Origin of the sequence: Stutzerimonas stutzeri SDM-LAC (assembly GCF_000235745.1) — a bacterium.
In the GTDB taxonomy this organism is placed as follows: domain Bacteria; phylum Pseudomonadota; class Gammaproteobacteria; order Pseudomonadales; family Pseudomonadaceae; genus Stutzerimonas; species Stutzerimonas stutzeri_H.
Genome location: NZ_AGSX01000027.1, coordinates 1 through 9735 on the forward strand (window position 1 = coordinate 1; position 9735 = coordinate 9735).

The 9735-nt window shown below is 62.4% G+C and carries 9 protein-coding genes; 2 read left to right on the forward strand and 7 right to left on the reverse strand.

Translation table 11 applies throughout. The annotated features are described in order from the left end of the window. The 4 genes from PSTU_RS0103125 to PSTU_RS0103140 form a co-directional block, all read right to left on the reverse strand. Positions 1-620 (reverse strand): alpha/beta fold hydrolase (locus tag PSTU_RS0103125; protein WP_019339582.1); only part of this gene is annotated, 620 nt, incomplete at its 3' end. A 189-nt stretch (positions 621-809) separates the two neighbouring features. Next, positions 810-2444, reverse strand: a complete 1635-nt coding sequence (locus PSTU_RS0103130; RefSeq protein WP_019339583.1) for an acyl-CoA synthetase — start codon at positions 2442-2444, stop codon at positions 810-812. Between the two features lie 710 nt (positions 2445-3154). After that, the gene (locus PSTU_RS0103135; RefSeq protein WP_019339584.1) at positions 3155-3349 is read right to left on the reverse strand and encodes a hypothetical protein; all 195 of its coding nucleotides are present in this window, start codon (positions 3347-3349) and stop codon (positions 3155-3157) included. A gap of 113 nt (positions 3350-3462) precedes the next feature. Next, entirely contained in the window at positions 3463-4236 is a 774-nt protein-coding gene (locus PSTU_RS0103140) for an IclR family transcriptional regulator (RefSeq protein WP_019339585.1), read from the reverse strand. Positions 4237-4351: 115 nt separating this feature from the next. On the opposite strand from PSTU_RS0103140, the gene hmgA reads away from it, so the two are divergent. Next, a complete protein-coding gene (gene hmgA / locus PSTU_RS0103145) occupies positions 4352-5656 on the forward strand; it encodes a homogentisate 1,2-dioxygenase (RefSeq protein ID WP_019339586.1) in 1305 nt (434 codons plus the stop codon). A gap of 16 nt (positions 5657-5672) precedes the next feature. Next, positions 5673-6974, forward strand: a complete 1302-nt coding sequence (fahA, locus tag PSTU_RS0103150) for a fumarylacetoacetase (RefSeq protein ID WP_019339587.1) — start codon at positions 5673-5675, stop codon at positions 6972-6974. 71 nt (positions 6975-7045) lie between these two features. Here the strand turns inward: fahA and PSTU_RS0103155 are convergent, their stop codons facing one another. From PSTU_RS0103155 to PSTU_RS0103165, 3 genes are all read right to left on the reverse strand, one after another. Continuing rightward, positions 7046-8113 carry a hypothetical protein gene (locus PSTU_RS0103155; protein WP_019339588.1) on the reverse strand — a complete coding sequence of 356 codons (1068 nt, stop codon included), beginning with the start codon at positions 8111-8113 and terminating at the stop codon, positions 7046-7048. Between the two features lie 3 nt (positions 8114-8116). After that, on the reverse strand, positions 8117-8365 hold the full coding sequence (locus PSTU_RS0103160) for an acyl carrier protein (protein ID WP_019339589.1): 249 nt from the start codon (positions 8363-8365) through the stop codon (positions 8117-8119). Beyond that, a partial coding sequence (locus tag PSTU_RS0103165; RefSeq protein WP_029404592.1) for an HAD-IIIC family phosphatase occupies positions 8362-9735 on the reverse strand: 1374 nt, incomplete at its 5' end. The genes PSTU_RS0103165 and PSTU_RS0103160, both read right to left, overlap by 4 nt.

Genomic DNA, 9735 nt, shown 5'->3' on the forward strand with positions numbered 1-9735 from the left:
CGACCATGGATTGCCAATAACGGGCAGGCGAAGCCGGGGGCGCTTTCTTTGATTGTCCAGGTGGCGTAACTGTCCGACAGCCAGGTGTCGATCCAGGCCCAGAGAATCCATTCAGCCTTTTCCCCGTGGTATTTGCGTAGCCGCTCGAGCTGGCCGGGTTCGGCGAATGCCGCTTGGGTGTCACGAATGCCCTGCAAGGTTCGGTCTTCGACGAAGGCGAGGGCGGCGATGGTGATCAGCGCCTGGCAGTTGCTCGGGTGATGAGCGGCAAGGCTGGCGGCCATGATGCCGCCGACACTGTGGCCGAGTGCGATGAAGTGCTCGATGTCCAGCGCGTGCCACACTGGCGGAAAGAACTGCTCGGCTTCGTCGCGAATGAAGCTATTTGACCAGCCACCCGGATGCGCTGCGGAGCGCCCAAAGCCGAGCCGGTCGTAGGCAATGACGTCGTGCCCGGTAGCTGCTGCAAGGCGCTCGGGAAAGTCGCGCCACAGTTCGACACAACCGAGCGAGTCGTGCATCAGAACTATGGGTGTTTTGCGTGAATCAGTGCGCCAGCGACGCGTAAACACCTCGCCGTGCGTGGTGGGCAGAAAGCGGTCTTCGGTCGAAACGATCATGAGAATCCTCGCGCCCCGGTTCGGGTCTGCATCCGTTGGCGCGACAGCGGCGCCAAGTCTGGGTTGGCCGTCGTCCAAGCGGCCAAAAAAAGCGGCCACCTCGGGCCGCCAAATGCTTACATCACGCCGATAGCACTGACTGGCGGCAGCCAGACGCCACCAGTTTGTAAGGTGCCGACCGCTCTGGGTTCAGCTCGCCGCGGCGGCCGTGGGCTGCTGCGCTGTCTTTTCCCGGTCGCGTAGCAGGAATCGCTGGATTTTTCCGCTCGGGGTTTTCGGCAGTTCGCTGACGAATTCGATTTCGCGGGGGTAGGCGTGGGCGGACAGACGCTGACGTACGTGTTGTTGCAGCTCGTCTGCCAGCGCGGGGTTGGCCTGGTGGCTTGCATGCAGCACAACGAACGCCTTCACCAGTTCGGTACGCTCCGGATCAGGCTTGCCGATCACCGCCGCCTCGATCACTGCCGGGTGTTCGACCAGGGCGCTTTCCACATCGAAAGGGCCGACCCGGTAGCCGGACGTGGTGATGACGTCATCGGCGCGGCCGACAAAGCTGATGCTGCCGTCGTCATTGAGTTCGACGGTGTCACCGCTCAGGTAGTAGTGCGCAACGAAGGCTTTGGTGCGGGTCCCGGCATAGCCGTTGAACCAGAGCAGAGGCGACTGGTTGCGGTCCAGCGCGAGCATGCCCGGTTTGCCCGGCTCCAGCTCGCGTTGTTGATCGTCGATGACCACGACGCGATGCCCGGGCATCGCGTAGCCCGCCGTACCGATGCGCACGGTGTGGCTCAGCGCATGATGGTTGCACAGGACCATGCCGAGTTCGGTCTGTCCATAGTGGTCATGGATCGTGCAGCCAAGGCGGCTGCTGAACCAGCGGATCACCTCGGGCGTGAGCGGTTCGCCTGCGCTGCTCACCGCGCGCAGGCGACCCTTGATCTTGGCTTCGACCTCGTCCCTCGCTGCGAGCAGCAGGCGAAACGCGGTGGGTGAGCCGGCCATATTGGTGATCTTGTAGTCATTGACGATGCGACAGGTGCTGTCGACAGTGAATCCGCCTTCATAGAACAGGGTTGAGTGACCCATGGCGAGCGGCCCGGTGACCGCGTAATACAGGCCGTACGCCCAGCCCGGATCGGCAATGTTCCAGAAGTTATCCTCGGGCCGCAGATCGACCGCATCGCGCATATAGGTGACGAATGCCACGATGGCCTTGAGCGGCACGTGCAGCTGCTTTGCCGGCCCGGTGGTGCCGGAGGTGAACATGGCGAGGAAGGGTGCCTCACCACTGAGCAACACTGGCTCGAATTCGGCCGGCTGCTGGTTGACCTGGGACCAGAAGTCGGCGGCGCCATCACCTACGACCAGACGTTGCGGTGCGGCTTCGATGGCGTCCAGCTTCTCACTGTTGGCAGCGTCGGTGACGACCAGCTTCGCGCCGGATTCCTTGACCCGGTGCTCGACGGCTTTCGGGCCGAAGGCGGTAAACAGCGGCTGGTAGATGGCACCGGCACGCCAGGTGCCGAGGATGGTGATCAGCAATTCCGGCGTGCGTGGCAGCAGCCCGGCAACCGTATCGCCCGGCTTGATGCCATAACTGTCGAGCAGATTGGCGAAGCGCGCCGCGGCTTCCCGGAGCTGTGCGAAGGTCCAGGAAGCGCGTTGACCATCGCGGCCTTCCCAGATGAGGGCAACCTTGTCTGAATCCGCGTGGCGGTCACAGCACTCGACACAGGCATTCATGGCGGTAAGGTCACCGGCGAGGATGGCCGAGACCGTCTGCTGATAATCGAAGTCACTGACCGCAGTGGCATGGTCGCGCATGACTGGCTCCTGGGTTTTGTTGTTATTGGGTTGTCCGGATATTGGCGCTGAGACGTGGCCGCAACAATGGCAAAAGCCACCAAGCTGGATGAACGGTTTGGACAAATGCCGAACCAGATCGAGATCTTCAGGGCCTCAGTCGGTCATTTCCTCCACGGCTCGGGTGTGGTGCGACGTGCGGCAAGCACTTAATGGCTGGATCAGCCTCGAATCCATGAGCCATTACCGCTCAATCGGAGGTGATCCATGAGTATCGATCCGCTCGACAGACCCCATAACCAGCAGCCCGTTCCGGGGCAACAGCAGAACCCCAGTCACTCCACTGAGCCGGATTTTATAACCGACAATCCGGATGTTCAGCCTGGTTCGGGCAACAGGACCAGGCCGGCGGAGCGGCCGCGCAGGGCGCCGGAGACTGACCCGAATGAACCTGGACTCGGTAATCCGTTGCCCTGAGCCCCCGAGTCCATAATGCAACTCCGAGCCCAGCCTGGCGCCGGGCTCGGTGCATTTGGTGTGGCAACTGTGAAAGCCAGGTCGCCTGCTGGGATACCCGGTGCGCTTGAGTCAGCTGGTAGAGCAGTTTGGCGATGGCTTTGGCTCACGCGCCCGATGTGTTGTCGGCTCTGGAGCTACCGGGCTTTGAGAAGGTGTTGCTGTGAAAGGGGAGTGCTGCCGGCATCGGGTGCCGGCAACCTCATTTGGTGCGTTCAGCCGGCTCGGCGGTCGAGCGTGTGGTCGGCTGCAACATCGAGTAGCTGATGAGGCGCTGACAAGCGCGACTCAAGAGTCTGGACAAATGCTCGCGCCTCGGATTCGCTGCGAAACGTAACCTTGTTGCTGTCCATGCAAACTTCCCAGCTGCTGCCTTCGAATGACGTGAGCGGTCGGACTTGGATTTCCATGATTCCTCCAGGGTCTGGAAAAAGACAGACGAACGCTAGTCCTCGGTCGGCTATTCGTCAATTTGCATCATTGACGCAGCATCTCGCTTGCTAGGAACGTTCTGCCTGGCCCGCTAGCCGCCCATGCGGGCGCTGATGGTGCGCGCCGTTTGCAGCAATCGCTTGACCGCATCGCCGTCGGCCTCAGCCATGAAACCAGGTTCGGCGCCGACGACCGTGATCACGCCGGCCAGCTTGTTTCCACTGCTGAACAAAGGCGCCGACAGCGCGTTAACGCCCGCCATCAACAGGCCGTGAACAGCCTGTACATGGCTGCGTTGCAGTTCGTTCATCGTGGCGAGCAGTGCATCGGAGGATGGCGCTGACGGCAGCTTCAGCTCGTCTTCACGCAGCTGGGCGGTTTCGGCGTTTGGCATGAATGCATTGAAAACCAGCCCCGTCGAAGAGCCCAGCAGCGGCAATACCGATCCCACCTGGGTCACCAGCGTTACGGCGCGCACGGCCTGCTCGACATGAACCACCGTCGGGCCGCGATTGCCCCATACGGCGAGAAAGCAGGTTTCGTTGAGTTCGTCGCGCAGCTGCGCCAGATGCGGCGTCGCCAGTTTGACGACATCCAGTCGGCCCAAAGCGGCCAGCCCTACGAACAACGCGGCGCGGCCCAGTCCGTAGTGGTTGGTCAACGGGTCCTGTTCGGCGAAACCGCTGGCCATCAGTGCCTGCAAATAACGATGAACCTTGCTGGCCGGCATGCCGACATGCTCGGCCAGCCGCGATAAGGAGGTCGCCGGGGCCAATTCGGCCAGCGCCGTGAGGATGTCCGTGCCTACCTCGGCGGCCTGCACTTTCTGTCGACGTGGCGTCGTGTCCGCGTTGCTGTCTGCCATGGTTCCCACTGTTTGTTGTGCCGGCCCGCTGATTGAGGCGCTGTTTATAACTTGACGCCCTGATCAGTTCAAATTACTTTTTGCGTAAACGTATTACGCGAAATGAGAGACGGCTATGCAACCACAACAACAAATGGGCGAAACCTCTCGATACCTGTCCGGCTTCGGCAACCAATTCAGCAGCGAGGCCCTGCCAGGCGCACTGCCGGTCGGGCAGAACTCGCCGCAGAAAGTGCCCTACGGCCTGTATACCGAGTTGCTCTCCGGCACCGCTTTTACGGTGGCGCGCAGCGAAGCAAGGCGGACGTGGCTATACCGCATCCGGCCGTCGGCCAACCACGGCCAATATCAGCGCGTGGAACGGCAGCTTGGGAGCGAGCTGGGGCCGGTCACGCCTAATCGGCTGCGCTGGAACCCGCAACCCTTTCCCGATGCGGCGACTGACTTCCTCGATGGCCTGACGTGCGTGGTGGCCAACGCAGAGCCTGGCCAGCCCGCCGGAGCGAGCATCTACCGCTACGCAGCCAATCAGTCGATGGAGCGGGTGTTCTTCAACGCCGATGGCGAGCTTTTGATCGTGCCGCAACAGGGCGCGATGAAGCTGGTCACCGAGCTTGGCGTTCTGGACGTCGCACCGCTTGAGATTGCAGTGATCCCGCGTGGCATGCGCTTCCGGGTCGAGCTGCTGGACGCGACTGCGCGTGGCTACGTTTGCGAAAACCATGGCTGCGCGCTGCGCCTGCCGGACCTTGGCCCGATTGGCAGCAATGGCCTGGCCAACCCGCGCGACTTTCTTACTCCGGTGGCGCAGTTCGAAGAGCGCGACGAGCCGGTGCAGCTGGTGCAGAAGTTCCTCGGCGAACTCTGGTCGACCGAGCTGGATCACTCACCGCTGGACGTGGTCGCCTGGCACGGCAACAACGTGCCGTACAAATATGACCTGCGCCGCTTTAACACCATCGGCACAGTCAGCTACGACCATCCCGATCCGTCGATCTTCACCGTGCTGACCTCACCTAGTGCGATTCACGGGATGGCCAATATCGACTTTGTGATTTTCCCGCCGCGCTGGATGGTGGCGGAGAACACCTTCCGTCCGCCGTGGTTCCACCGCAACCTGATGAACGAATTCATGGGGCTGATCGACGGCGCCTACGATGCCAAGGCTGACGGCTTCTCGCCGGGTGGTGCCTCGTTGCACAACTGCATGAGCGCTCACGGCCCAGATCACGTGTCGACTGAACAGGCGATCAACGCCGAACTCAAACCGCACAAGATCGAGAACACCATGGCCTTTATGTTCGAGACCGGCCAGGTGCTTCGCCCTACACGCCAGGCGCTGGAAAGCCCGCTGTTGCAGACTGACTACGACAGCTGCTGGGCCAGCCTGGCCAAGACTTTCGACAAGAACGAGAAATGACAGGACGGCAAAGATCATGACCGTATATAACGAACAACGCAGCTGGGTCGAATCGGCCAATGGCCATTCGGATTTCCCGCTTGCCAACCTGCCGCTGGGTGTATTCAGCCGTGACGGCGATCAGCCACGCGGCGGCGTCGCCATCGGTGATTTCATCGTTGATCTGAAGGCGGCTTGCGAAGCCGGCCTGTTCGATGGCCAGGCGCTGGACGCGGCAACGGCGGCTAGCGCAAGCAGCCTCAACAGCTTCTTTGCACTTGGAGCGCCAGCGCGCAAAGCGTTGCGCGGTGCACTGCAGGATCTGCTCGGCGAGGGCAGTGCTCACCGTGAGCGTCTACAGGGCATGGGCGAATCATTGCTGCAACCGATGAACCGTTGCCAGATGCACTTGCCAGCCAAGGTGGGCGATTACACCGACTTCTACGTCGGCATCCACCACGCCAACAACGTCGGCAAGCTGTTCCGTCCGGACAACCCCTTACTGCCTAACTACAAGTACGTGCCCATCGGTTATCACGGTCGCGCGTCGACCATTGATGTGTCCGGCGTGACCGTCAAACGCCCCAACGGCCAGACCCTGCCACCGGGTGCCAGCGAGCCGAGCTTCGGGCCCAGCAAGCGGCTCGATCATGAGTTGGAACTGGGTATCTGGATCGGACAGGGCAATGCGCGTGGCGAGTCGATCCCGATTGGTAAAGCAAGCAGCCATGTCGCCGGCTTTTGCCTGCTGAACGACTGGTCTGCCCGTGATTTGCAGGCCTGGGAATACCAGCCGCTGGGCCCGTTCCTCTCGAAGAGCTTCGCCACCAGCGTCTCGCCATGGGTGGTGACGCCTGAAGCACTGGAGCCTTTCCGCTGCGCACAGCCGGCGCGCGCCGAAGGCGATCCGCAGCCGCTACCGTATCTGTTCGATGAGCAGGACCAGCAGCAGGGTGCGCTTGATATCGAACTTGAAGTGCTGCTGCTGACTGCGGCCATGCGCGACAAAGGTCAGCCTGCGCAGCGCATCGCCCTGAGCAGCACGAAGAACATGTACTGGACCGTGGCGCAGATGGTCGCGCACCACAGTGTCAACGGTTGCAGCCTGCAACCCGGCGATCTATTCGGCTCCGGCACCCTGTCTGGCAGCAGCGCTGACAGCCTCGGCAGCCTGCTGGAAATCACCCAGGGCGGGAAGCAGCCGTTGGAACTGCCCAGCGGTGAAACCCGAACCTTCCTGCAAGACGGTGACGAGATCATCCTCAAGGCGCGTTGCCGCCGGGATGGGCAGGCGCCTATCGGCTTTGGCGAGTGCCGAGGGCGGGTGATGCCGGCTTAGTGCTGAGTGCGCTAAGTGAAAGCCCGGGCATGTGCAGACAGCCCGGGCTTTTTCGTTTCGAAAACCTTCTATCAAGGCACGTTGGCGGTTTCAAACGACTCTGACGGTACAGGCGCGACTGCGGCGTTACGTATCTGCTCAGCCAGGGCGGCAGTGAAGTCCTGAACGACCGACCAGCGCATGTGAACCGCGTCGACAAACGAGCTCACCGGCGTGTTCCAGTCCTTGTCGGCGTTCCAGTAGGTGCCACCAGTCGCGTTGAGGGTCTCAATGATCTGCTTGTCGAAGTCCGCCAGGAACGTACCGTCCGGATCGAACTTTTCCTTCCATTGCGGATGCAGCGGCGTGGAGACGACCATCAGCCCACGGCCTTCCTGCACCAGGCGCGCGCTCATTTCATGCAGCGCCGCGAAACAGCTGGAATCCAGCGGTTCCGGGCGACCATACAACAACTCACGGGTATTGCTGGTGTCCAGCGGGCCGTCACCGAAGCGGTTGAACACGAGCGGGTCCCACTCGATTTCGCCGGCACGCTGAGCCTTGACCGTCAACGCGTTACGCGCCAACGATTTAGGCGAGAAATACCGCATGTAGTGCGCCCAGGGGGAGGCGTTTTCATAGACGTAGGCGTCGACGTGCTCACGGTTGAATACCGCAGTGGGGACGCGCCAGCAACCGGCGAAGTCTTGTGGGTCGGCAATCATCACCACGCTCTGAATGCTCGGCTGGCGGTCGAGCAGCCAGTGCCCCACGTAGGTCGACTGGTTGGCGAATAGCCCACAGAACGCGCCGTTCATCGGCCGCACTTCGGGCAATGCCTGGGTCAGCACATTGCCGTCTACGTGGCGCCAGGCCACGGATGAACCGATGATCAGCAGATTCGGCGACTGGATCGGGTTGTTGCGCATGAAGCTGAGTTTTTCATCGGCGCAGGAGATATTGGAGAACGCCGGCGGCGGCAGATTGCCGGTCCGATCCAGCGCGAACAGCGCCACGCAAAACATCGCCAGGGCACCGAAAAGTCCGGCAAACAACGACAGCAGATACCGCGAACGCACCCGGCCAGGCGCGCGGGCCGTGGTGCCTGCTTCCTGCTCGGTATTGCTCCCGTCCTTGGAGACATCTGCTGTCTGGATCATGATTTATTTTCCCTCCAGCTTGGCGCTGATGACCTGGGCGAAATGACCGACATTGCGCAGCGACTCCAGCTCCGCGGTCCGAAACTTGATGCCGAAGCGCTGCTCGGCTGCGACCGTGAGCATGACGTGGGTCTGGCTGTCCCAGCCCTCGATATCGTTGGCGGTCATCTCCGGCGAAAGCACAATGCTGTCGTCGTCGAACACGTCATGGAAAACCGGGGTGAGTTGTTTGAGGACTTCTGCTTCGGTCATGCCAATACCTCGATGAAATGGCGCGGTGCGCGGGAGGAGGTGAGTTCGTAACGCCAGAAAGTCGCGTCGCGGGTGCTGTCAGCGGGGGCGGAGTGCTGGACGAAGCCCAGCCGGGGGTAATGCTCTGCGACCATGCCGTTACGTTCGGTCGGGCGGTACTCACCGATCAGCGCGTGGTAACCCGCAGCGATGGCCGCGGTTGCCAGCACATCGAGCACGGCGTCTTCAACCTGGCGACCCAGCACGCGGCAGCTCATCAGCCAGCTGTCGATCAACAGTTCGTCGCTGGCGATGGCCGCATCCGGGCGCGCCAGGACAACGCTGATCAGCCCGTTGTCGCCGAACTTGTCGGTCAGGCGGATCGCCAGCGCGACAGCAGCCGGGTCGCTGGCGATGCGCGCGACCTCCGCCTCGCTGTAGCGGCGCGTGGTGAGGTTGAACTGGTTGGTCTTGTTGATCAGCTGCGTGCTGCGGGCCAGCTCGGCGGCACCGATCGGGGTGGCGGTGAGAACCATCTGCAGGCCGCGCAAATAGCCGTCCATGTCGGTCGCCTGGCTCATTGCTGCCTTACGCTCGGCATTCAAGGCGTAGTTGCGCCCACGGGTGGCATCGTCGGAGGTAAAGGAGACGGCTTCGAAGTAGCCGGCAGCGGCGACGCGAGCGGGGTAGTCGGCTACGTCGTCCGGCAGTTCCGGCACGGCGACTTCCGGCAGCTCGCGCCGCACGATGTCGCGTTCGGCGGGGTTATCGTCGACGAACACCAGGCTGTCGAGGCCAATGTCGAGCATCGAAGCGATGCGCCGCAGGTTGCCCGCCTTGTCTTCCCAGTTGGCTACAAAGGCGGCGATGTCACTGCGCTTGAGCGCCATTTCCGGGTGACCGAAGGCCGCTTCGGCCACGCTCAGGTCATTCTTGCTGCATACCGCGAGAATGACGCCGCGGCGCGCCAGCTGCGCGGCATAGCGCTGGAATGCAAGAAAAGCTTCGCCACTGGGCGAACCCTGGCCGAGATGGATGCCGTCGACGCCATCGTCGCCGACCACGCCGCCCCACAGCGTGTTGTCCAGATCCAGCACCAGACACTTGCGCGAAAGCCCGGCGCTGGCCGCGGCGATACGCGCCAGTTGGTCGCCATACAGCGGAGCCAGGTTCGGGCTGACCAATTGCTTGGCCTGGTGCCAACGCACCGGTTCGGCCAGACCGTCGCCGTAGCTGCCGCGAGCCGCTTCCCAGGCCAGATCCATCAGCAGCACGCCGTCTTCACGGGCCGCGGTACGAATGGCGGCGTTGAGGCGCTCGATCAGCGCATAGGGCGAGGCGGGGACCAGTGCCTCGAACGAGCCGAAAATCGGCGGGTCGGCCGGCACGAT